At 69.4% G+C, this 23,235-nt stretch carries 16 protein-coding genes and 4 pseudogenes; 9 read left to right on the forward strand and 11 right to left on the reverse strand.

The annotated features are described in order from the left end of the window. Positions 1 to 61: 61 nt before the first annotated feature. Entirely contained in the window at positions 62 to 979 is a 918-nt protein-coding gene (locus tag WBG99_RS10440) for a carbohydrate ABC transporter permease (protein WP_338896065.1), read from the forward strand. 81 nt (positions 980 to 1,060) lie between these two features. Further along, positions 1,061 to 2,716: an alpha-amylase family glycosyl hydrolase gene (locus WBG99_RS10445; protein WP_338896066.1), complete on the forward strand. Its 1,656-nt coding sequence runs from the start codon at positions 1,061 to 1,063 to the stop codon at positions 2,714 to 2,716. Between the two features lie 143 nt (positions 2,717 to 2,859). On the opposite strand, the gene WBG99_RS10450 is transcribed toward WBG99_RS10445, so the two are convergent. Beyond that, a complete protein-coding gene (locus WBG99_RS10450) occupies positions 2,860 to 3,948 on the reverse strand; it encodes a questin oxidase family protein (protein ID WP_338896067.1) in 1,089 nt (362 codons plus the stop codon). Positions 3,949 to 4,460: 512 nt separating this feature from the next. On the opposite strand from WBG99_RS10450, the gene WBG99_RS10455 reads away from it, so the two are divergent. Next, the gene (locus tag WBG99_RS10455; protein ID WP_338896068.1) at positions 4,461 to 5,006 is read left to right on the forward strand and encodes a GNAT family N-acetyltransferase; all 546 of its coding nucleotides are present in this window, start codon (positions 4,461 to 4,463) and stop codon (positions 5,004 to 5,006) included. 80 nt (positions 5,007 to 5,086) lie between these two features. Here WBG99_RS10455 and otr(A) read toward each other — a convergent pair. Both otr(A) and WBG99_RS10465 read right to left on the reverse strand, forming a co-directional pair. Beyond that, positions 5,087 to 6,968, reverse strand: a pseudogene (gene otr(A), locus WBG99_RS10460) (tetracycline resistance ribosomal protection protein Otr(A)). A 187-nt stretch (positions 6,969 to 7,155) separates the two neighbouring features. After that, positions 7,156 to 7,310: pseudogene (locus tag WBG99_RS10465) on the reverse strand (transposase); the annotation flags it as partial. 91 nt (positions 7,311 to 7,401) lie between these two features. On the opposite strand from WBG99_RS10465, the gene WBG99_RS10470 reads away from it, so the two are divergent. Then, positions 7,402 to 7,635 (forward strand): transposase, encoded by a 234-nt coding sequence (locus WBG99_RS10470; protein ID WP_338896069.1) that lies wholly within the window; start codon positions 7,402 to 7,404, stop codon positions 7,633 to 7,635. Positions 7,636 to 7,736: 101 nt separating this feature from the next. Here WBG99_RS10470 and WBG99_RS10475 read toward each other — a convergent pair. From WBG99_RS10475 to WBG99_RS10490, 4 genes and pseudogenes are all read right to left on the reverse strand, one after another. Beyond that, positions 7,737 to 8,447: pseudogene (locus tag WBG99_RS10475) on the reverse strand (IS256 family transposase); the annotation flags it as partial. Positions 8,448 to 8,485: 38 nt separating this feature from the next. Next, on the reverse strand, positions 8,486 to 10,063 hold the full coding sequence (locus WBG99_RS10480; RefSeq protein WP_338896070.1) for an ISL3 family transposase: 1,578 nt from the start codon (positions 10,061 to 10,063) through the stop codon (positions 8,486 to 8,488). Positions 10,064 to 10,145: 82 nt separating this feature from the next. Continuing rightward, positions 10,146 to 10,650, reverse strand: a pseudogene (locus tag WBG99_RS10485) (transposase); the annotation flags it as partial. Between the two features lie 348 nt (positions 10,651 to 10,998). Beyond that, entirely contained in the window at positions 10,999 to 11,643 is a 645-nt protein-coding gene (locus WBG99_RS10490; RefSeq protein ID WP_338896071.1) for a class I SAM-dependent methyltransferase, read from the reverse strand. Between the two features lie 126 nt (positions 11,644 to 11,769). Between WBG99_RS10490 and WBG99_RS10495 the strand changes: the two genes are divergently transcribed. The 5 genes from WBG99_RS10495 to WBG99_RS10515 all read left to right on the forward strand — a co-directional run bounded on the left by WBG99_RS10495 (position 11,770) and on the right by WBG99_RS10515 (position 17,240). Continuing rightward, positions 11,770 to 12,867 (forward strand): radical SAM protein, encoded by a 1,098-nt coding sequence (locus WBG99_RS10495; protein WP_338896072.1) that lies wholly within the window; start codon positions 11,770 to 11,772, stop codon positions 12,865 to 12,867. A gap of 48 nt (positions 12,868 to 12,915) precedes the next feature. Then, positions 12,916 to 13,803: a hypothetical protein gene (locus WBG99_RS10500; protein WP_338896073.1), complete on the forward strand. Its 888-nt coding sequence runs from the start codon at positions 12,916 to 12,918 to the stop codon at positions 13,801 to 13,803. A gap of 76 nt (positions 13,804 to 13,879) precedes the next feature. Next, on the forward strand, positions 13,880 to 14,773 hold the full coding sequence (locus tag WBG99_RS10505) for a putative selenate ABC transporter substrate-binding protein (RefSeq protein ID WP_338896074.1): 894 nt from the start codon (positions 13,880 to 13,882) through the stop codon (positions 14,771 to 14,773). Next, a complete protein-coding gene (locus tag WBG99_RS10510; RefSeq protein ID WP_338896076.1) occupies positions 14,770 to 15,516 on the forward strand; it encodes an ATP-binding cassette domain-containing protein in 747 nt (248 codons plus the stop codon). Before WBG99_RS10505 ends, WBG99_RS10510 begins: the two co-directional genes overlap by 4 nt. Next, positions 15,513 to 17,240: an ABC transporter permease subunit gene (locus WBG99_RS10515; RefSeq protein WP_338896077.1), complete on the forward strand. Its 1,728-nt coding sequence runs from the start codon at positions 15,513 to 15,515 to the stop codon at positions 17,238 to 17,240. The genes WBG99_RS10510 and WBG99_RS10515 overlap by 4 nt, the downstream gene beginning before the upstream one ends. 267 nt (positions 17,241 to 17,507) lie before the next feature. Here WBG99_RS10515 and WBG99_RS10520 read toward each other — a convergent pair whose 3' ends face one another. From WBG99_RS10520 to WBG99_RS10535, 4 genes are all read right to left on the reverse strand, one after another. Then, positions 17,508 to 18,338, reverse strand: coding sequence for a lysophospholipid acyltransferase family protein (locus WBG99_RS10520; protein ID WP_338900284.1), 831 nt, complete (start codon positions 18,336 to 18,338; stop codon positions 17,508 to 17,510). A gap of 190 nt (positions 18,339 to 18,528) precedes the next feature. After that, positions 18,529 to 19,212: a DUF1295 domain-containing protein gene (locus tag WBG99_RS10525; RefSeq protein WP_338896078.1), complete on the reverse strand. Its 684-nt coding sequence runs from the start codon at positions 19,210 to 19,212 to the stop codon at positions 18,529 to 18,531. A 37-nt stretch (positions 19,213 to 19,249) separates the two neighbouring features. Then, the gene (locus tag WBG99_RS10530; protein WP_338896079.1) at positions 19,250 to 20,419 is read right to left on the reverse strand and encodes an aromatic ring-hydroxylating dioxygenase subunit alpha; all 1,170 of its coding nucleotides are present in this window, start codon (positions 20,417 to 20,419) and stop codon (positions 19,250 to 19,252) included. Positions 20,420 to 20,493: 74 nt separating this feature from the next. Beyond that, positions 20,494 to 23,235 (reverse strand): PEP/pyruvate-binding domain-containing protein, encoded by a 2,742-nt coding sequence (locus WBG99_RS10535; RefSeq protein ID WP_338896080.1) that lies wholly within the window; start codon positions 23,233 to 23,235, stop codon positions 20,494 to 20,496.

Consider the following 23,235-nt stretch of genomic DNA (forward strand, 5'->3'; position numbering starts at 1 on the left):
CCGCGCCCACCACCGCAACCGTCCCGGCGGCCACAGCCGACGTCCACAACAGAGGCACGCGATGAGCCCACAGCACAAGCTCGCCGACGCGGACACCGCGGCGCACACAGTCGAACAGCACCCAACCCGCCGCTCAGGCAACCGCACGCGCCGTGGCGGTGCCCTCTCCCGAGCGCTCGGCTACACGGCCCTCGTCGTCGTCGCACTGCTCTACATCTATCCCTTCCTCATCCAGCTCGCGACGAGCTTCAAGACCGACGCGGACGCCACCAGCAACCCGCTCTCGCTGTGGCCCCAGCACTTCACGACAGCCGCCTTCAGCCGGCTCGCCGAAGCGGACTACCCGCGCTGGTTCGCCAACTCCGTCGTCGTCGCACTCCTCGTCACCGCCGGCCGCGTCTTCTTCGACTCCCTCGCCGGATACGCACTGGCCCGCCTGCGCTTCCGCGGCCGGAGCGCACTGTTCGCCGCCATCATCGCGGTCATGGCCGTACCCGGCGTCGTCCTGCTCATCCCGAAATTCCTCGTCCTCAACCAGATCGGGATGTACGACTCCTACTCGGGCATGATCGTCCCGCTCCTCGCCGACGCCGCGGGGGTGTTCATCATGAAGCAGTTCTTCGAATCGATCCCCGTCAGCGTCGAGGAAGCAGCCCGCATCGACGGCGCGAGCACCTTCCGAACCTTCTGGTCCATCGTGCTGCCGATGGCCAAGCCGGCCCTCATCACCCTGACCATCCTGTCGTTCCAGGGATCATGGAACGAACTGGGCCACTTCATCGTGTCCCGGCAGAGCCCGGAACTGAACACCCTCACCACCGGGGTCGCCTCACTCGTCTCCGGCCAGCTCGGCTCGGGCAACCAGTTCCCGCTCAAACTCGCGGCGACCCTGCTCATGACCATCCCCGTGGCCCTGGTGTTCTTCGCCTTCCAGCGGCACTTCGTACGCGGCGGCACGGCAGGCGCAACCAAGGGATAGCCGGACCAGCACCCGAACCCCCGGCGTGATCAATGCGCGGGCGGCGTGGACCACGCACCCCCTCCGACAGGACCCAGCCACATGACCAACCCGACCCCCACGCACGACGCCGCGGCTGACTCCTGGTGGCGCTCCGCGGCCATCTACCAGGTCTACATACGCAGCTTCGCCGACGGCGACGGCGACGGAACCGGCGACATCGCCGGCCTCCGCTCCCGCCTTCAGTACCTGGCCTACCTCGGTGTCGACGCGATCTGGATCAACCCCTGGTACCCGTCCCCGCTGGCCGACGGCGGCTACGACGTCTCCGACTACCGGGACATCCACCCCACCTACGGCACCCTCGACGAGGCCCGGAAGCTGATCGCCGAGGCACACGAACTGGGCCTGCGGGTGATCCTGGACATCGTCCCCAACCACACCTCCGACCAACACACCTGGTTCCAGAAGGCGTTGGCGGCAGCGCCCGGCTCCCCGGAACGAGACCGGTTCGTCTTCCGTGACGGGCGAGGGGGAGACGGCAGCGAGCCCCCGAACGACTGGCACGCGGCCTTCGGCGGCCCCACCTGGACCCGCACCCCCGACGGCCAGTGGTACCTCCACCTCTTCGCCCCCGAACAGCCCGACCTCAACTGGGACAACGGCGAGGTCCGAGCCGAGTTCGAGTCGATCCTGCGCTTCTGGTTCGACCTGGGCGTCGACGGCTTCCGCATCGACGTCGCCCACGGCATGGTCAAGGACCCGGACCTCCCGGACCTGGGCCTGACGGAGTTCTCCGTCATCGCCGGCGAGGGCCAGGAGAACCATCCGCACTGGGACCGCGACGGCGTCCACGACATCTTCCGCAGCTGGCGCGCCATCGCCGACAGCTACCCCGAACCCCGCGTCTTCGTCGCCGAGGCCCACGTCCGCCCCGGCCGCCTGCCCGACTACCTCCGCCCCGACGAACTCCACACCGCCTTCAACTTCGACTTCCTCAAGTGCGCCTGGGAAGCAGACAAGCTGCGTGACGTGATCGACCGCACGATCACCGACCTGGCGAGCGTCGGCGCCCCCGCCACCTGGGTCCTCTCCAACCACGACGAGACCCGCAACGTCACCCGCTACGGCCGCGCCCACACCGGCGTCACGACCCCGATGCGCGACCAGGGCCACCCCACCGACCTCGCCCTCGGCACCCGCCGAGCCCGAGCGGCGGCCCTGCTGATGCTGGCCCTGCCCGGAGGCGCTTACATCTACCAGGGCGAGGAACTCGGCCTGTACGAGGTCGAAAACCTCCCCGAGTCGGCACTTCAGGACCCCACCTGGGAACGCTCCGGCCACACGATCCGAGGCCGCGACGGCTGCCGCGTCCCCCTCCCCTGGACCGGCGACACCCCGCCCTTCGGCTTCAGCACGTTCGTGTCCGCCGCCCCCTGGCTCCCCCAGCCCGACGACTGGAAGTCCTACACCGCCGAAGCCAACCAGGCCGACCGCACCTCCATGCTCCAGCTCTACCGCTCCGCCCTGCGCCTGCGCCGCACCAACCCGGGCCTGCGCACTGAGGAGTTCCGCTGGCTGGACAGCCCGCCAGGCACGCTCCTCTTCGAACGCGGCAACGGCCTGCTGTGCGCGGTCAACCTCACCGACCAGCCGATCCCGCTCCCCGACGCCACGAGCCCTCTCCTCGCCTCAGGACCGCTGGACAAGGACGGGCTGCTGCCCCCCGACACCACGGTCCTGCTGCACCGGGACTGACGAACGGCGACGGAATCACCCCGTCCGACCTCCCCCGCGCCCAGTCTCGCCCCCATACGCCAGGGCCTGTCCGGTGTTCACTCCCCGCCGACCGGACAGGCCCTGGTCCATCTCCAGGAGCACGATGGAGTTGCCGGCTTCCGCTACGGAATCGGGCCAATCAGTTCGCAGGCCCGTGCTGCGGCCACCAGCGCGCCGGTGCTACCAGTGGTGGCCGCTACGTCCAGCGCGGTGTCGGCGAACTTCACCACATGCTCGTCGCCGTGCTCAGCCGCGCGTGCGAAGACTTCCTGTGCGGCGTCCGCCACCGATCCGGTAGGGACCTTCGTTAGTTCGGACGCCGGCACCGGGGTCGCTGCTGAGTACAGCGCGGTCACCGCGGCGCTCGCCGTCCAGGCGGCGTTCAGACTCGGTGCCCACAGGACGGGCGGCAGCGCGGGCAGGGTGCGCAGCACGGCGTTGGGCGCGGTGGCGGCGTGCACCAGCATGATGGGACTGAGGTGGCCGTGCGTGGCGTAGCGGTACGCGGCTGCCCGGACGAGCTCGGCCAGCACGTCGCGGGACTCCTCTGGCGTCACTGCCGGGCGGAGCGCGGCGGTCGCCGCCGTCCAGCCGGGCGTTCCGGCCAGCTGCGCGAGGCCGTCACGGAAGCCCCCGTCCTGGTCCGCGATCAACGGGATGCCGTCCAGCGCCTTACCCGGGCCGACGGTGCCGCCCGGCGCAGCGCCGCCGGGCGTCGACAGGCTGCGGGCCGCCCAGTAGGCGAGACCATGGGCCAGTTCTGCGGTACGCGGGTCGGCGCTCGACCCGGCACCCGCGTCGTTGCCGTGGTCGTCGTCCAGGAGGGTGCGGACGGCATGGCCGACACGGATCACCGGGTGGGTGGCACCGGCGGCGATGCCCGGCAGCAGGCGTGGCCACCACTCCACCAGCACCTCGCGCCACGGCCGGTCGGCGGTCTGGCGAACGAAGTGCGCCGTCCAGTCGCCGATCCGGCGGGGATCGCCCAACGCGTCCTGCCATCCCTTCTCGGTGATCGGATCGGTGGCACGGGGCAGGTCCTCCAGCTTGTCGCGGTAGTAGTCCAGCCAGCGGTGCACGGTGGTCGCGTGACCGTTGCGGACCAACGCCTCCACCGCCATCGGACCGTGGTTGGACAACCAGCCGTCGCGTTCAGGGCCGTAGTCGTGCAGTCGCTGGAGAGCTTCGTCGAGGGTCCCGGTGGTGTCCATGATCCCGACGCTAGCGACCGCGACGACCGGACGTAACGGGCTTGAGACGTACGCCTGCAGACCTAAGTTCGGTCTTCAGCCTGTGCAACGGGAGCATGCGGCTCGTACAAGGAAGCCGAGCGGTGTGAGCGCGAACGCCAGATCACCGTGGCGGCGAACGTCTGGTCCGGCAGCTGTCGAGGAAGGGCCACGAGCGTCACACGCCACCCAGCGCGGGTGACTCCCGAAGTCGCGCATCTTGGGCCTGGACCCCTGCCCCTTCGACTCCAAGGCCGGCGTCCCGCCGTGCTCGCTGACTGACCGCCGCATCGGCCCATAAGGAGTGGACACGTACTCGCCCGGCTTCATAGCCTCCCCACATGACCATGAACTCTGCGCTGTGCTGCTTCCCGGCCGGCCGTACCCGCCACGTCTAGCGCAGCGGGCACCTCGTCCGCCGCGTCACCGTGCCAGTCCACCACCCGCCGCTTCGCGCCCGGTGGTGTCCGCCGTGATCGGTATGGAGAGAAGACATGGTCAACCAGCAGTCATCCCGCCCCGGCATTGAGGCATCCCTCGCACCGTTCGTCATCCGCCCGCAGCAGGCTGACGACATCGACGCTGTCGTGGCCCTCTCGCTCAGGGCCTGGCAGCCGGTTTTCGAGTCGATGGGCCGCGTGCTCGGCCCCCGTCTCAACCGGATCGTCTATCCGGACTGGGCCGCAGGCCAGGCCCGTGCGGTCGAGGAGGTGTGCCGGGACGAGGGCATCAAGGTCTGGGTTGCCGAGATCGACACCCAGCCCGTCGGATTCGTCGCCGTGGCCTTCCACGACGATCCGCGCAGCGCCGAGATCGACATGATCGCCGTCGATCCGGGCCAGCAGTGCCGGGGTATCGGCAGCGCACTGCTTGCCTCTGCGCTGGACCGCATCAGCGCCGCCGGCATCCACCTCGCCCACCTCGGTACGGGAGGCGATCCCGGCCACGCCGCAGCCCGGCACACCTACGAGAAGGCCGGATTCACGGCGCTGCCGCTCGTTCACTACTACAAGGAACTGCCTGCGGTCCGCGCCGACTGACCGACGCTGATCGGCGAGGGCGCCGCACCGCGGCAGCGTCCTCGCCGAACGCGACGATGCCTCACCCTGACGAGCCGAGGTCAGCAACGCTCCGCCCGCAGCGGCCGGTCCCCCGACGGCCGTGACCACCACACGCCCTCGCCGCGCGTCAGCCCCGGCAGGCACAGCTCCATGTCCCGCACGTGGCGCGCCGGGAGTTCGCCGGTGACCAGCCACGCAGTACGGCCGCCCGTCGTCTCCCCGAACTCCGTTCCGTACGCGGCGAGCCGGGCCGTCACCGGCGCCAGCGCGTCCAGGGGGAGTTCGACCTCGAAGGCGTGGTACGGCTCGTACACCCGCGTGCCCGCCCTTTCCAGGGCCAGGAGCAGGACGTACGGGGTGAGCGCGCGGAAGTCGGCCGCCGTGCTGTGCTGCGAGGAGAAGCCGGACCGGACGAGCGTGACCCGGCAGTCGGTCACCGCCCAGCCGTGCGGGCCGGAGCGCAGCGTCGCGTGGACCGTGTCCTCGATGGCCTGGTGGAAGGCGCGGGGCAGGGCGCCGAGTTCGGTCTCGTACGCGAAGAGCGTGCCCGAACCGCGGGCGCCCGGCTCGACGCGCAGGCCGATCGTGGCCATGTGGTGAGTCTGGTCGAGCCACGGCATCTCCTCGTACGCCTCTCCGGTGCCCGCCGGACGCTCCAGGAACCGCACGGCTCGGCTCGAAGTCCGCCTCGATACCGAAGTCCTCGGCGAGCGTCGCCGCGATGACCTCCTTCTGCACCTCGCCGTACAGGAGCAGCGCGGTGGCGCCGGAGCCCGCGGGCCGGGCGTGCAGCAGCGGGTCCTGGTCGGCCAGGGAGAGCAGCGCCGACCGCAGGGACGCCGCCTTCGCGGGGTGCCGTGCCCGCACCAGGGTCTCCAGGGTCGGCGCGGCGAACTGAGGCGCCCTGTCGGTGACCTCCCCGAGCCGGTCGCCGACGCGGATGCCGGGGACACCGCGCAGCTCGGCGATGTTCCCCGCGGTGAGGGACGACGCCCCGGGCTGCCCAACCACGGTGAGCTCCAGCGCCCGGCCCGCCACCTCCGTCGTACGCCCGTCGGCCTCGCGCCGCAGGAAGGTCAGCCGCTGACGATTCGCCACCTCGCCTTCGTACAACCGGACATAGGCCCTCCGTTCGCCGCCGGGGCCGGGCTGTACGGCGAACACGGTGCCCCTCGGAGCCTCCGCGGTGCCGTGCCGCTCGGGCGTGGGCGCCGGCACGAATCGGACGATGCCCTCGACGAGTTCGGCGACGCCCTGCCCGTCCAGCGCGCAGCCGAAGAACAGCGGATGCACGGAGCCGTCGGCGGTGTGCGCGGCGAGCGCGGCCCGCAGGTCGTCCTCGGTCGGGGCGGGACCGTCCACGAGCGCGGCGAGGATCCCGGTGTCGACCTCGGCGAGCGTAGTGGCCACCCCCGGTGCGGTGAGCGGACGCGATACGACGCGGGCGTGCGGCGTGCCGATGTCCTCGACTCCCGTGAGCGGTACGACGTACGGAGTGAGCAGGCGCCGGACGTCATCGAGCAAACCCTCCTCGCGGGCACCCGCCCGGTCGATCTTGTTGACGAAGACGAGCGTGGGCAGGCCGAGCCGCCGCAGGGTCTTCAGCAGGACCCGCGTCCTGGCCTGGACGCCCTCCACGGCGGAGAGCAGCAGCACCGCACCGTCGAGGACCTCCAGGGCACGCTCGACCTCGGCGACGAAGTCGGAGTGACCGGGGGTGTCGATGAGGTTGATCTGGACGTCGCCGGAGGTGAAAGCGGCAACAGCCGAGCGGATCGTGATGCCGCGCCGACGCTCGATCTCCCCGTCGTCGGTGCGGGTGTCGCCGGCATCGACGCTGCCGAGCCGGTCGATCGCACCGCCGTCGAAGAGGAGCCGCTCGGTGAGGCTGGTCTTACCAGCGTCGACGTGCGCCAGAATGCCGATGTTCAGGGTGTGCATGCGTGGTCGAGTCCTCAAGAACCGTGAGCCAGTAGGGGCGCTGGATCGTTCCGAGGAGTCGGCGCATTCGGGGTCTCCCGAGGTTCGGCGGTGTGGTCACGCCCATCATGGCGTACCTTCGACGGGCCTCCACAACCGAATTACCGGAGCGGGTGGGGCGTCTGCGCGTGCGTAGCACGACACGCGAAGCCAGCGTCCGCACCGGCCCGTCCGTGCACAACAACGCGTCGCACAACTCGAACAGTGCGTCGCCCCGAGCGGTCAGGGGCGAGTACAACTCCGTCCGGAAGCATGACACTCCGTGAACGCATCCCGCAGGACGCCCTGATACCCCAGACTCACGGCCACGGCCTTCGTATCGGTTCCTCTGCCTCTGTGACGGAGCACAGCATCAGAAGAAGGCCGTCTTCACGTCCGCTGAACTGCGAAAACAGTGGCCGTCCGGGAATGGCTGACGGTGGTCCTACTGCCCGGGTATGCGCCCGAACTCAACCCGGTAGAGGGCCTGTGGGCGCATATCAAGCGGAGCCTGGCCAACCTGGCCGCTCGCACCCTGAGCGAGTTGGAGACTCTGCTGCGCAGGCAGCTCAAGGAGCTGCAGTACCAGCACAACATCGTCGGCGGGTTCCTCTCCGGGACTGGCCTCGCTCTCGACAGACCGAACTGACACTAAGAAACGCCGAAGTCAGTAAGGACGCCCCTCACGGTGCTCGGAGGCGCCCCGGTCGGGGTGTGTCCAGTAGACGGCTGATCCAGTTTTTGTAGGGGTCAGTTGGCGGCCGGGGTGAGCCGGCCTTCGAAGGCGATCTGGAAGGCGTTCAGGGGCGCCTTCCAGCGCATGGTCCATCGCTTGCGGCCCTTGCCGGTCGGGTCCAGGCTCATCAGCGCCATGTAGACGCACTTCATGGCCGCGGCCTCGTTGGGAAAGTGGCCGCGGGCGCGAACGGCCTTGCGGATGCGGGCGTTGACGGACTCGATCGCATTCGTCGAGCAGATGACCTTGCGGATCTCGACGTCGAAGGAGAGGAAGGGCACGAACTCGGCCCAGGCGTTCTCCCAGAGCCGGATGACCGCCGGGTACTTCTTGCCCCAGGCTTCCTGGAACTCGCTGAACCGCTCGGTCGCGGCGTTCTCGTTCGGTGCCGTGTAGACGGGCTTCAACGCCTTGGCGATCTTGTCCCAGTCCTGGCGGGCCGCGTGCCGGAAGGAGTTCCGCAGCAGGTGAACGACGCAGGTCTGCACAATCGTTCGAGGCCAGACGGCCTCCACCGCCTCGGGCAGGCCCTTCAGTCCGTCGCAGACCAGCATCAGGACATCGTCGACGCCCCTGTTCTTCAGGTCCGTGAACACGCTCAGCCAGTACTTCGCGCCCTCGCCCCCGTCGCCTGCCCAGATCCCCAGGATGTCGCGGTGGCCCTCGGCGGTCACGGCCATGACGACGTAGATCGGACGGTTCGCCACCTGCCCGTCCCGGATCTTGGTTCTGTCGACGATCTTGTGATCCGGACGGTTCAGACTCACCGTGCGAGTAGGACGCGTTTGCGTAGGAGATCGAGGCTGGCCCTGCCGAACATCTGGCGTTTCAGCATCTTCAGCCGGTTGATGTTGCCTTCGACGGTGCCGGAACTGTGTGGCAGGGACAGTCCGTTGCGGACGGCGTCGAAGTCGCGGCGGAGGTTGCGGGCGAAGCCCGCGAGCGGGGTCAGCGTGTCTTGCTCAGCGTTGGTGATCCAGTCTTCGAGGCGGTCGCCGTGGCGTCCGGTCATCATCGCGGCGAACTTCCTGACGTGGAGGGTGAGCCGGTCGAGCTCGGGATCCCGTTTGCGTAGGCGGTGGAGCTTGTCGGCGTCCTCGTCCCGCAGGTGCTCGGGGTGGGTCATGATCCAGGAGGTGACCTCGCGGACCGATGGCGGCTTGGGGCCGGGGACGGGTGCATGTCCGCGCCCGGTTCGGTAGCGCCGCAGATGACGCTGGACGGCCAACTCGCCACCTGGATAGCCCAGTTGTTGGATCTCGCGGTAGAGCTGGGCGGCGTTTCTGACACCTTCGTTCCAGCGCCGGTGCAGGTGGCCGACGTACGGATCGACGATATGCGCCCGTTGCAGGCTCTTGGCGACGACTTCGTCCGCGGAGCGGGCGTTGACCAGCTTGCGGACGGTGGCTTGGTGCAGCCCGAGTTTCCGGCCGATCGCCGCCTTGGACATGCCCTTCTCCCACAGTTCGTGGGCGGCGGCATGCTGCTCACGCAATCGAGTCACGATCTTCAGCTCCGTCGATGGCTGGACCTTCTCGGGCTCCGCCTCCAGGGCATCGGAGTTACCGTCAGTTGCGGGAACTGGTTCGGTCAGGCGGGAACGATGGGCGTTCACCGACTTCTCGACCGCCTGTCCGAGGTTGGCCCACAGGTGATAGCGATCAGCGACCTGCTCGGCCTGCGGTGCCCCGGCCCGTGCACCTTCCGCGTATCCGCCGGAACGGTCACGGCAGATGACCTTCACCTCAGGGTGACCGCGGAGCCAGGCAGCCAGGTCCTCTCCCTCACGTCCGTCGTAGAGGTGCAGTGGACGGTGGGTGGCCATGTCGATGAGCACAGTGCCGTAGTGGCGGCCTTTACGGAAGGCGAAGTCGTCGACACCGAGTACCTCCACCTGGCCGATCTCCGGGTCGGGCAGGGCTCTGACCAGCCGCAGCAGCGTGTCCTTGCCCACGGTGATACCGGCCGCGGCCGCGAGTCGGACTCCTGCCCTGCCGGCCAGCGCCAGCCCGACCCGCGTTAACACCCCACGCAGCAGCGGGCCATAGCGACTGTGCGGGGTGGTCAGCCCCGCGATCTGTTCGGCGAACGTCACCGCTGTGCAGTCAGGGTTCTCGCAGCGGAATCGGCGCACGCACAACTCGATCACCACGCCGAGCCCGCCAACGGCGACATCGCGCAACCTCCGTACGTACCGACCGTGCACCCGAGACGACCTCTGGCCGCACCGGCAGGCCCCAGTCGTGGCCCGCACCCGCGTCCTCAACACCACCTTTTCCGGCCGTCGTTCGACCTCCTCGATCAGCAGCGCGGACAGGTGCGGAAACAGCTCCAAGAGCACATCACGAGAGCACGCGATGCATGATCGCGAACAGTCGGCACGACCCGTTCAACCGTCCGGATCACAAGATCGTCGACAGAACCCGGATCTTCACGTTGATCGCATCGACGAACAACACCGGATAGACGCGGTCCAGGGGGCGGTTGGACCATTCCGCCATCCCGTCCATCACCTTGTCGGTGATCGTGGAGATGGTCGCCTTGGACACGCTCGCGCCGTAGACCTCGGCCAGATGTGCGGAGATTTCCCCGTGCGTCAGGCCCTTCGCGGACAGCGACAGCACCATTTCGTCCACCCCGGACAGGCGCCGCTGCCGCTTCTTGACGATGGCCGGCTCGAACGTCCCGGCCACGTCCCGGGGGACCTTGACCTCGACCGGGCCGACATCGGTCAGCACCGTCTTCGCCCGGGTCCCGTTGCGGCTGTTGCCGCTGCCCCGGCCCTCGGCGTCGTGCTTCTCGTATCCGAGGTGATCGGTGATCTCGCCCCCCCAGGGCGGACTCCAGCACCCGCTTGGTCAGCTGCTGGAGCAGCCCGCCCTCCCCCGTCAGCTGCAGGCCCTCCGACCGGGCCCGATCCACGAGCATCGCAACCAACTGCTCGTCACTCACCGCCGCGGGCTCGCCGCCCGGTATCTGCTCGATGGCCGTGTCGCTCATCTGGCGTCTCCTTGATCATCGGATCCGCCGATCATTGAACACTCCCGCGCACAGGATGGCCACGAGCGGCGGAGGCATCGGGACCGGCCGGTCCTCCTTAAGGTGTTGGCGTCTCGGCCCGGCGCCTGTCGCGCGGTTCTTGGAGGCATGAGAACCAGCCTTCCGCGTCCGCCGGTGCGGGTGTTCACCGGTACCCGTGGGTCAGGCTGGTCGGCCGTCTGCTTGGCGTGGCCGTGGTGGTGGCTGTCGTGGCCGGTGTGGTCGCGCGGAAGCGGCTCAGAGGCGTCGCATCAGTAGCGCGGTGAACTGCTGGGAGGTGCCCCACGGGGTGAGGTGTTCTTCACCGGCGGTGTCGACGAGTTGGTAGCCGGGGAACTGGGCGGCGAGTTCGGCGTGGGTGTAGCGGACGATCGGGAGGCCGCTGCACGTGGTCGGGCCGTCCGGACCGAACGTCGCCACGACGAGCCATCCGCCCGGTCGCAGCGAGCGTTCCAACGAGGCGAGGTAGTCGGCGCGTTCGTCCGGCTCGGTGAGGAAGTGGTAGACGGCCCGGTCGTGCCACAGTGCGTACCGGCGTCCCATGCGCAGGTCGAGGACGTCGGCCACGGTGAGGACGACGTCCGCGCCCGCCGGACCGAGCCGGTCGCGGACGGTCTGCAGGGCGGTGGTCGACAGGTCGACCGCCGACAGGTCGCGGTAGCCGCGTTCGACGAGGTGGTCCACGAGCGTCGACCAGCCGGCGCCCACGTCGATGACGGGCTCGTCGAGGCCGAGTCCGGCCTTGTCGACCAGCCCCAGGGAGAGTTCCGGGACCGACTGCCACCAGGAGACCCCGTCGATGTCCTTGCTGTCGTGGACCCCTTCCCAGAACTCCGTCCGGGTCGTTGCGTCGTCGGGGCGCCAGATGCCGTTGTCCGTCATGGCGGTGACGGTAGTCCCGGCGGGTCGGGCTCGGCAGTGCGGGGAGGTGCCGTGGGAGGTGGCGTCATGATTCCGTAAGGAGCGATCCCCTCCTTGCCGTGCCCGGTCGTGGCTACGGTGACCGCCATGGTCGAACGAACACAACCCGGTCCGGCGCCGACTCCGCTCGGCGAGGTCCAGGCGCTGGTCGATGGCGGCGACATGGACTGCGGCAGCGGTCTGTTGCTGCTGATCACGCGAGCGATGAGGCGGCTGGAACCCGGGCAACTGCTCGGTGTGCGCAGCGCGGAGGCGAGCGTCGTCACCGATCTGCCGGCCTGGGCCGACCTGGTCGGACATGACGTCGTCTCCGAGGTCGCCGAGTCGTCCGGGGGCCCGTGGTGGTTCGCCGTGAGCAAGGCGGTCAGGTCCGCTGAGGCGGTCACGGTCTTCACCCGGGGCGAGCGGACGCCGGTGGGCCGACGGCTGTGGCTCTACACCAACTTCGACTGCAACCTGGCCTGCGGATACTGCTGCGCCGAGTCCTCACCCAAAGCCGCGGCCCGGCGTTTCGACCCGGCTGTGGCCGCCGCGGTGTTCGAGGAGTTCGCGGCCCAGAGCGGCAGGGAGGTGTTCTTCACCGGCGGCGAGCCGTTCATGCACCCGCAGCTCGGTGCCCTGATCGCGGCGGCGGCCGGTCTGGAGCGCACCATCCTGACCAACGGAATGATCTTCGCCAGGGGCACCCGCCGGGAAGCCCTGGAGAACCTGGACCGCGACGTGGTGCTCCAGATCAGCCTCGATTCGGCCACGCCCGAGCTGCACGACCGGCAGCGAGGTGCGGGCTCGTGGTCGCGGGCGCTCGACGGAATCACGCTGGCCCGTTCGCTCGGGTTCCGGGTGCGGGTGGCCGCCACGCTCTACGACGAGGACCCGAAGGGTGTGGACGCGCTGCACCGGCGTCTCGACGACGCCGGGATCGCCGCACCGGACCGGGTCATCCGGCCGGTGGCCCAGGAAGGCTTCGCCGACCAGGGCGTGCACGTCTCCCTCGACACTCTGGAGCCGGAGCCGACGCTCACCGCGGACGGCGCCTGGTGGCACCCGGTGGCGGTCACCGACCCGCATCTGCGGATCGCCGACGCCCCGCTTCCGCTGGCCGAGGTCTTCGGCGTCGTACGGGACACACTCGCCGTCCAGGACGCCGCCGCCCAGTCGGGGCGTGAGGTCTTCCGCTGTGCCTGAGGGAGCATTCGTATGCAAGCACGTATCACCGGGTCCGAGAGGTCCCGAATGACGCCCGTCCGATGGCTCTTCGCCCCCGCCACCGACGAGGTGCCTCGCGGGCAGGCGGGCGGCGCGGCCTTCCTGCGGGTGCTGCTCGGCCTGATGTGGCTGCACAACGTGTCGTGGAAGGTTCCCCCGGACTTCGGGAACGCCGACGGAGGGCTCTACAAGTGGACGGCCTTCGCCGTGAGCCACCCGGTGTTCCCGCCGTACAGCTGGGTCGTGGAGCACGCTGTCCTGCCCAACATCGAGGTGTTCGGCTGGGGAGTACTGATCGCCGAGAGCGCCCTGGCGGTGCTGCTGCTGACCGGTGCCTGGGTGCGGGTGGCGGCGGTTCTCGGGGTGGGCATGTCGCTGTCCATCGGCCTCTCCGTCGCCGTCGCGCCGCACGAATGGCCGTGGGCCTACTGGCTGATGATCGGTGCCCATGTGGTGATCCTGTTCTCCTCGGCCGGGCGGGCGTTCGCCGTCGACGCGCTGCGGTCCGGGCTGGGCTCCGCCCGCGGGCTCGGCCAGGTCTGGGGCGCGATCGCGGTGGTCGTCGGTGGCCTCGCCGTACTGGGCTCGGCCGGAGACGATCCCGTCGCCGCCCGTGGCCACGACCTGCGGGCCTGGGACCTGGCGATCAGCGTCGGCCGCTACAACCTCGTCGGCAGCCTGGTGCTGGTGCTGATCGGCGTCCTGCTGCTGGTGGGCGCCCGTGGCCGGCTCGCCCTGCTGTGCCGCGCGGCGGCGGTCGTCGGCGCGCTGGCCGCACTGTCCCTGTTCGCGCAGGTCGGCTTCACCGACCCGCTCCTCGGCGGCACCGCGACCTCGGCGGCCTTCCTGCTGTCCGTCGCCCTGGTCGCCGTAACGGTCGCAGGCGCCCCGGACCCGGCGCCGCCACACGCGTGAAACCGACGACCACCACCCGGCCGGCCACGCCCGCACCAAGGAAGTGCCCATGCCCATTCCCATGTCCATGAGACCGATGACCCGACGTACGCTGCTCCTCGGCACCGGAGCGACGCTCCTGCTCAGCGCCTGCGGGACCGGGGCCGCGTCCGAGACCCGGCAGCTCGGGATCTCCGCCATTCCCGACCAGGACCCCGAGCTGCTGAACCGGCTCTACCCTGGCGTGGCCGAGCGGTTCGCCGACGCGACCGGCCTGAAGGTCGCCTACCGGCCCGTCACCGACTACACCGCCGTGGTGCGGGCGTTCGAGATCGGCGACATCCACCTGGCCTGGATGGGCGGGCTGACCGGCGTCCAGGCACGCGCACGCGTACCGGGTGCCGCGGCCCTCGCGCAGCGGGACATCGACGCCGAGTTCCACAGCCTCTTCATCGCCCACTCCGACGCCGGCCTGCGGCCGTTCGAGAAGGTGGACGGGCTGCGCGGCCTCGCCGGACACACCTTCACCTTCGGCAGCGAGACCTCCACCTCCGGCCGGCTCATGCCGCAGTACTTCATGCGGCAGGCCGGTCTTGAGCAGGGCGAGTTGCGGGGGAAGCCGGGCTTCTCGGGCTCCCACGACGCCACCATCGAGCTCGTGGCGGGCGGCAGCTTCGAGGCCGGGGCCGTCAACAAGCAGGTCTGGGACGCCACCGTCGAGGCGCGCGAGGTCGACCTGAGCAAGGTGGTCGTGCTGTGGCGCACTCCCGGCTACGCCGACTACCACTGGCTGGCCCGTCCGGATCTCGACAAGACCTTCGGCGACGGCACCAGGAAGAAGGTGCTGGACCTGCTCCTGGGTCTCGACGACCGGAACGCCGAGGACGCGAAGCTGCTCAAGCTCTTCGGCGCCAAGTCCTTCGTAGGCACGAAGAATTCCGCCTACGACCGGATCGAGGACGTGGCCCGCGACCTGGGCCTGCTGCGGTGAGTGACGCTCCACCGGTGATCCGGCTGCGCGGAGCGGGGCGCCGGTTCGGCGCGCACGAGGCCCTGGGCGAGCTGGACCTCACCGTCCACGCCGGGGAGCGGGTGGCGGTGCTCGGCACCAGCGGCGCCGGCAAGAGCACGCTCCTGGCTCTGCTCAACGGGTCGTTGGAGCCGACCACGGGCAGCGTGGAGGTCTTCGGTGAGAACTCCGCCCGCCTGACGGCCCCACGGCGTCGGCTGCTGCAGCGGCGCATCGGCTCGGTGAGCCAGGACCTCGCCCTGATCGAGCAGGTCCGGGTGGTGCACAACGTCAACGCGGGCCGGCTCGGCCGGTGGAGCACCGCCCGCGCGCTGGCCTCGCTGATCTGGCCGCACTCGCTCGACGTGGTCCGCGACGCGCTCGAACAGGTGGACCTGGGCTGGGCGCTGTACGAACGCACCGAGCGCCTGTCCGGCGGCGAGCGGCAGCGGGTGGCCATCGCCCGGCTCCTGGTGCAGGAGCCGGAGCTGGTGGTGGCCGACGAGCCCGTATCCAGTCTCGATCCGGTGCGCGCCGCGCGGGTTCTCGGCCTGCTCGGCGCCTCACCGACCGGGAGAACGCTCGTGGTGAGTCTGCACCAGCCGGCATTGGCCCGCGAGCACTGCACGCGCGTGGTGGGCCTGCGCGAGGGCCGGATCGTCCTCGACCTCCCGGCCGGCGACGCGACCGACAAGGCCCTGCACGACCTCTACGAGCTCGTATGACACTCCAACTCGACGCCCCGCCGACCCCGCCGACCCCGCCGGCCGTATCCGCGCCGGGGCGAAAGCCCGTGAGCGGGCGGCGGATTCTGCTCCGCAGGCTCACGGCACTGGTGACGGTGGCCGGGCTGCTGGCCTGGGCGTTTGCTCGCGCCGTCCCGTCGGGCGGCGAGCTGGTCAACCGAGGCGGTCTGGCCCTGCTCGACGACCTCGCGGCAACCGCGCTGCATCCCTCCCTCGACCCGGGCTTCCTCGGCGCGGTCCTGGAGGCGACGGCGACGACGCTGGCCCTGGCCCTGCTCGGGACGGCCGGGGCACTGGTGATCGGCCTGGTCGGCGGGCTGGTCCTCAGCGACGCGGCGTGGAGCGGCACGCTGCCGTGGCCCCTACGTGCGGGGCGGCTTGTGCTGCGCGGCGCGCTGGTGGCCGTCCGCTCGGTGCACGAGCTGGTGTGGGCGCTGCTCTTCGTCAGCGTGCTCGGCCTCGACCCGCTCGTCGCCGTCCTGGCACTCGCCCTGCCCTTCGGCGCGCAGAGCGCCCAGGTCTTCGGGGAGACCTTCGACAGTGTGCCCGACGCGCCGCTGCGTGCGCTGCGCGCCGCCGGCGCCAAGCGTTGCTCCGCTCTGGCCTACGCCCTCCTTCCCGGCACGGCACCGCTGCTGCTGTCGTACTCCTTCTACCGGTTCGAGTGCGCCCTGCGGTCCGCGGTCGTGCTCGGCGTCGCCGGCGTCGGAGGGCTGGGATTCGAGCTCACGGTGAGCCTGCAGTCGCGTAACTGGGGCGAGGTCTGGACGCTGGTCGCGGCACTGCTGGCGCTCGCGGGGGCGGTCGAGCTGTGGAGCAACCGTGTCCGCTCCGACGTCGCGGTGGTGACCTGCGCCGACTGGTCGGTCGGACATGAACGCTCGCGCGACGACGGCCGGTCCCCGCGTGGCCTGTCCCGCTCGACCCGCTGGTCTCTGATCCTGGCGGTGCCGGCGCTCGCGGTCGCCTGGTGGTGGGTCGGCCTCTCACCCGCCGGACTCGCCTCGGCCCGCACCCAGGACCTCGCCGGCCGGCTGCTCGGCGACCTGTGGCCTCCCGCACTCCCCGAGGGCGGTCTGCGGGTACTGACCGGCGCCGCCCTCGACACCGTGGCCATGGCCGTCCTCGCCATGGCCGTGGCGGTCCTGATCACCCTGCTCGTCGGCCCCTGGGCCGGCCGGCCGCGCGCCGACCGGCGCGGCCCGGCGTCCTGGGGCCGACGGGTTGTCTGGTGGACGGCCCGGCTGCTGCTCCTGGGGCTGCGGTCGGTCCCCCCGACCGTGTGGGCCGTCGTCGCGCTCCTGGGCCTCTTCCCCGGCGTGCTGCCCGGAGCCGTGGCACTGGGGCTCTACACCGGCGGCATCCTCGGCCGGCTGGTCGCCGAAGCCTGGGAGACCATGGACCTTGGGCCCCGGGAGTCCCTGCGCAACGCCGGCGTATCCCGTGCGCTCTCGGCCGTGGTGTCCATGGGACCGCCGTCCGCGAACCACCTGGTCACCTACACGCTCTACCGGTTCGAGATCTGCGTGCGCGACACCGCCATCGTCGGCGTCGTCGGCGCGGCCGGTCTGGGCCGAATGCTCAGCGAACGTCTCGCGGCCTTCGACTTCCCCGTGGTCACCAGCATCCTGCTGGCCTCGTTGCTGGTCAGCCTCGCCGTCGAGGTACTGGGACGCCGACTGCGACGCGCGCTCCGGGGCTGAGCCCAGGTCGACCGCGGTCGCTTCCCCTGGGGATCGTGCCGCTGGTCGGGGGTGGTGGCGGTCGGCCTGGATCTGGCCGACGGCCGCCTGGCCGCCTGGCCGCCGCCAGGAGCCCGTGTCCCCCTTCGGTGGCTACGCCGGCTCCCTCGCCGATGCCGCGTTCTGGACCTGGCTGAACAGCCCCTGCCCCGGTCCCGACCTCCTCGGCCGGGCCGTCGCCCATCCCAGCCGTTCGACTTCGTCACGACTGCTTCGTGTGCCGCGGATCTACCGGAACACCGAGCCGCGCTCGCGCACCATTTCGTTGAGCGTGTCCTGAATGGTGTCCCGAACCTCGTCCGAGATCTTGTGCACGAACATCGGATCGTCCAGCGCCTCCCGCGAGTAGTGACCGGTCGGCACCGGCTCACCGAACCGGATCGTCCACTTGGTCGGCAGCGGGATCGCTCCGAGCGGGCCGAGCAGGGGAAACGTCGGTGTGACGGGGAAGTACGGCAGACCAAGGCGCCTGGCCAGAGGGCGGGCGTCCGTGACCACAGGGTAGATCTCCTCCGCGCCCACGATGGAGCACGGCACGATGGGTCTCCCGGTGCGCAGAGCAACGGATGCGAAGCCACCCCGGCCGAAGCGCCTCAGTCGGTAACGCTCGGTGAACGGCTTGCCGAGCCCCTTGTAGCCTTCCGGCATCACACCGACCAGTTCACCGCGTTCCAGCAGCCGCAGCGCGTTGTCCATGCAAGCGACGGTGTGGCCCGCCTTGCGAGCCAGCACGCGCAGCACAGGCAGGTCGAAGACCAGGTCGGCCGCGAGCAACCGCAGCGCACGATGTGCGGGGTGGTGGTCGCGCAGAGCGACCTGCAGCATCAGCGCGTCCAGCGGAAGCGTGCCCGAGTGGTTCGCCACCACCAGGGCGCCGCCGTCGTTCGGCACGTTCTCCATGCCTTCCACGTCGACGCGGAAATACTTCTCGTAGAGGGGCCGGAACGGTGCGAGCAGCAATTCGTCGGTGAGTTCGGGATCGAAGCCGAAGTCGTCGGCGCTCTGCTCCTCGGTGAGACAGCGGTCGAGGAAGTCGCGGCCTCGCGCGAGCGTGAGCATCCCTTGGGCAAGCACGTCTGTGAGCAGGTCCCGAGGGCTGGTACGGTCCTGCGCAGGCTGGAAGCGTCTCTCGTTCGTCTCACTCATGCGCTCTTCCTCCAGTGCTGCCGGTGTGTGTCCTGATCCCGTTCGCACGCGGTGTCGCGGTGCGGCAGCGGGCGGCTCGCCCCGCCGCCGCACCGCGACGCGCTCAGTAGACGAACGGCACCAGCTTGGCGGTCTTCTCGGAGTACTGGTGGAAGGCTTCGCCATACCGCTCCGCCAGGTACTTGTCGAGCATGGGAATGTTCACGAAGGAGAACAAGCACGCCATGATCGCCGGGATGACGAAGGCCCACGGGCTGCCCGTCACCAGGGCGAATCCGGTGAAGAGCACCACGTCACCGAAGTAGTTGATGTGCATGGAGTACTTGAAGAGGCCCTCGGTGTAGAGCTTGCCCTTGTGCTCCGGCGCCTGCTTCCACAACTTGCGCTGGTACTCCGAGCCCGTGTTGAGGTACGAGCCCAGGAGGTAGAGCACCACACCTAGCCAGGGCAGGACTCCCACGGAAGCGGCGTTGGTACCCCCCAGGTACGCCATCGTCGCGTGGATGATGAGGACCCAGACGCCCACGGCCGCCGCCTCCGACCACTCCATGCTGCGCCGCAGCATGACGAAGGTCGTGGCGATGAAGCGCAAGAGGTAGATCACCGAGAGGGCGATCAGAAGTTCTCGACGGAGCAGCTCGGCATGGTCCAGCTCGGTCCCGAACCAGCCCGCCACCGTGTCCGTGCCGCCGAAGAAGAGGAACCATGCGACTGCCGCGACGGCCAGCGCATTACACGTGGTCACCAACGCCTTCGGGCCGGTCGACGCGTCATAGCCGCCGTACATCTGTCACGCTCGCTTTCTCTTTTTTCGTGTGGGGCGGTCAGGAACGGGCTTTCGCCAGCCTGCCCGCTCGATTCGACGTCTCACCGCGCTTCCGGCGGGTTCCGTTCGCCCCGGTCGAACCATCCCCCTTGGCCACGACCGGGGCTTCACCAGGTTCCACCACGGGGACGTCGCCGTCCGCCTCCGCGGCTTCTGCCTTGAGCCTGTCCCGCATCTGCAGGAACTTGGCGTTCATCTCGTCGACGGCGATGAACTTGTTCACGCCTCGTTCGCTGACCTTGGGCTCCTGGCGGAGCATGATGCTCACGTCCTGGGGGTCTTGGACGAGCTTTTCCATGAGGAGTGAGGCTCGAAGCACCCAGGGCCGGAGTTGCTTGATGGGCACCATCGCCCTGAGCCTCGGGTACTCGTACAGGCGCATGATCGCCAGGGTGTTCTCGTCGTCGATGGGGGTGAGCCAGGTGGTGATCTCCAGCAGGCCGGTCTTGACGTGCGTCAGTCCCGGAGCCTGGTAGATGAGGTTGAAGTGGGCGCTGTTGGCCGGATTCCCTTCCTCGCACTGGTCGAAGCTGGAACGTATGGTCGTCCCCTCGACCTCGACCTTCTCGTTGACGATCTTGTTGGCCGCGATGTAGCGCTCGCGTCCGTCCATCCAGAGATTGCGCGCGGTGCCGTACATGAACGTGTAGTCGATGTTGTTCGTCCAGTGATCCCGGTGCACGAAGGTCACGTGGTAGAACTCGAGAAGGCTCTCGATGTAGCGCGTGTAGTGGACGGGCCGACTCCAGGAGATGGTCTCGTAGGGCCTCGGGTGGCTCACGAGCTCGGTCGGGAGCTCGATCGCCGGGAGGTTCTCCCGCTGATCCCCCCACCACAGCCAGACCAGCCCGTGTTCCTCACGCACCGGGTACGTCTTCAGCTTGAGCGACTGGGGAATGCGCGCGTCCGAGCCGAGGGCCGGCACCACCTTGCAGGCGCCTTCGGCGTTGAAACGAAAGCCGTGATACGGGCATTCGACGGTGTTGCCCCTGAGGCGGCCGTCGGCGATGTTGGCTCCCTTGTGCGGGCAGCGCGCGGTCTGGCACACGAGATTGCCGCTGAGATCGCGCCATAGTACGAGCTCCTCGCCCAGGCGGCGCACGCCGGTGGGTTTGTCACGCTCGATGTCGCCGGTCTGCAGGATCGGGTACCACTGGTTGGGGATCATCTCGTTGCCTTCCTCTCGTGACCCGCGCCACGGGAAGCGCGGCACGGTCTGCTGACGGATCTCGGCACGAGCGCTCAGCCTTCGACGACTTCGACGATGCCGGTGTCGCCGTCGACCATGATCATGTCGCCCGTGCTGATGCGCTGCGTGGCGTACTTGGTGTTGACCACTGACGGCACGTTGAATTCCCGCGACACGATCGAGCTGTGCGAGAGCATCGACCCGATGTCGGTGACCACACCGCCGGCGATGGCGAAGAGCGGCGTCCAGGAGGCGTCGGTGTAGCGAGTGACCAGGATCTCGCCGGGCTGGAACTCGTCGGCCTGCCACACCAGGTCCTCCACGATGCGCGCCCGGCCCACGATCCGCCCAGGGCTGGATCCCAGGCCTTCCAGCCGCTCCCCGTCGGCGATCGGCCGCAGCGCCTTGGTGATGTCGTGCTCACCGATGAACGTGAGTGGAGGTTCGGGCAGCCGGTTGTGGTACTCGTGCACGCGCCGCCGCTCGTCCAGCTTGGTGCGGGAGAACACCTCGCGTCCCGTGTCCGCCCCGCGCAGATAGGTCCGGACGTCCTCGAAGTCGAGGTGGGCGACCTCGTCCAGGGAGTGCAGGACGCCCTCGTCGACGAGTCGGCGGCCCACCTCGTACACGATGTTCCTGACCAGCCAGATCGACGTGATCATCGACATGCGCGTGGTCTCGCGCAGCTCGCTGCACAGGGCGTACATCGCGATGACCGTCTCGATGGTCTTCCGCTTGTGCAACGGCAGCTTCTCCAGGACCGCCCGGGCGTCGCCCTCCTCGTGTGCGCGGCTACGCCCCATGATGTCGTCGACGGAGAACCCGTCCGCGGAGTAGCGGCGGATCAACTGGAAGATGTACGAGGGGTCGTCGATCCAGCGCGGGTGGGTGAGTTCCATCTCCTGGCGGCCACGAGTGCCGTTGGCTCGCAGGAACGGCTCCATCTGCGCGTTCCAGAAGGCACGCCCCTCGGTGTCCTCACGCAGCCGGACCTCGATCTCTTCGAGCGGCGTCTCTTTGATGATCTCCATGACGCGAGGCCTGGCCTTGGCGGCCTGGGCCACACCCCAGATCTCCTGCGCCGACGCCACGGTGCGCAGGCTGGACATGTCGGTCTTGATGCGGTTCTGCAGGTTGACGCCGTCGGCGCCGAGCCACTTGGCGCACAACTCCGTCAGTACGCCGTAGAACCCGAAGGCGTTGATGTAGTAGGGCATGTAGCCCACGTGCGCGTCGTGGAAGAAGGCCAGATACCGGACGAGTTCGGCGTCGAGTTCGCGGCGGCTCATCCGCGTCAGGTCCAACTGCCTGGCGCGGTCGAACTCGTACAGCCGTGTGGCGACCATCTCCTCGGCTCGGTGCTTCATGCCAAGCATCTCGGTCGCCGTGGACTGCGCCCAGTGGATCGTCGAGAGCAGGTCCTCCATGCCGCCGGGGAAGGTTCCGAAGGGATTCTCGTACGTGACGAGGTCGACCTCTTCGCTGACGAAGCGGCTGGTGAAGTGGCGCTGGTCGCGGGTGGGCAGGCACTGGCCGAGCAGGTACGCCGTGTAGGAGATGTTCAGATAGACATGGCCCTGGAAGTAGCCCATCTGCAGACCGACGTCGCCGGTGTCACGGACGCCGAGTGCCGCGGAGCAGTCATCGTGCACATGGTGCTGGTAGTACCGGGCGAAGCTCAGACCGAGCGGTGACATCAGGCCGACGAAGATCTCGCCGATGTCCATCCGCGACCACAGGGTGCCGTGTTGCACGGCGTCGGGCTGCGGTTCGAGGTAGGGGCTGAGCCCGTCGGCCACCGCCTTGCCCTGAGGACGGGTGGTGATGGGCCTGGTCTGCAGGAGGTACAGCGTGCCGTCGCGCATCGCCCACTCGATGTCCTGCTCGGTGCCGTAGTGGGACCGGACTTCGATCGCGAGCCTGGCGAGCGCGTCCAGCTGATCACGGGTCAGGCAGGGCGCGTCGCGGTCGGCGTCGTCGACCTTGGTCATGCCGATCCTGCCGGGTGCGAGCGGCGCGCACTTGGTCACCTTGTAGCGGACGCGCTCCTCGACCACCTCCAGGGTACGGTCGTCCACGACGAAGAAGTCACTGGAGACCCGGCCGGAGACGAGCCCCTCGCCGAGACCGCAGCAGGCCTCCACAACCAGCCGGTGGGGCCGTGCGCTGATCGGGTCGACGGTGAAGAGGACGCCGCTGACATCGGCGTGGACCATCTCCTGCACGACCACGGCGATGGAGCCCACGGGGCCGCCGGCATCGCGGTAGGCGGCCGCGCGGTCGGACCACAGCGAGGCCCAGCAGACCTTCACCGCGTCGAGCAGTGTCTGGTCCCCCGACACATCCAGGACCGTGTCGTGCTGGCCGGCGAAGGACTGCGCGGCGGAGTCCTCCCGGCAGGCGGACGAGCGGACCGCGACCCTGGGGCGGCCAAGGTCCTCGTAGGCGGCGAGGATCGTACGGGCGATGGGCTCGGGGATGTCCCTGGCCAGGATCAGCTCGCGCACCGTTCGACTTTCCGCGGCGCGGGCCTCGGCGGCGCGGATCTCCGCCGCGAGGCCGGTCTCGCGCAGGAAGAGGTCGAACAGGCCGGTGGTGAGGCAGAACGCGGGCGGGATCGGAAGCCCTGCCTCGATCATCTCGCCGAGCCGGGCGGCCTTGCCGCCCAGGGTCTCGACACCGGCACCGGCACCGTGGCCGCGGCCGAGGACGGCCACGAGTTCGGAGTGCGGGGCGTCCGACAGCGTCGTGGCGGGAGTGGAGGGGGCCGGGTTGCTTGCCGTTCGGGTGTCCAT

The organism is Streptomyces sp. TG1A-60, assembly GCF_037201975.1.
Taxonomy (GTDB): Bacteria; Actinomycetota; Actinomycetes; order Streptomycetales; family Streptomycetaceae; genus Streptomyces.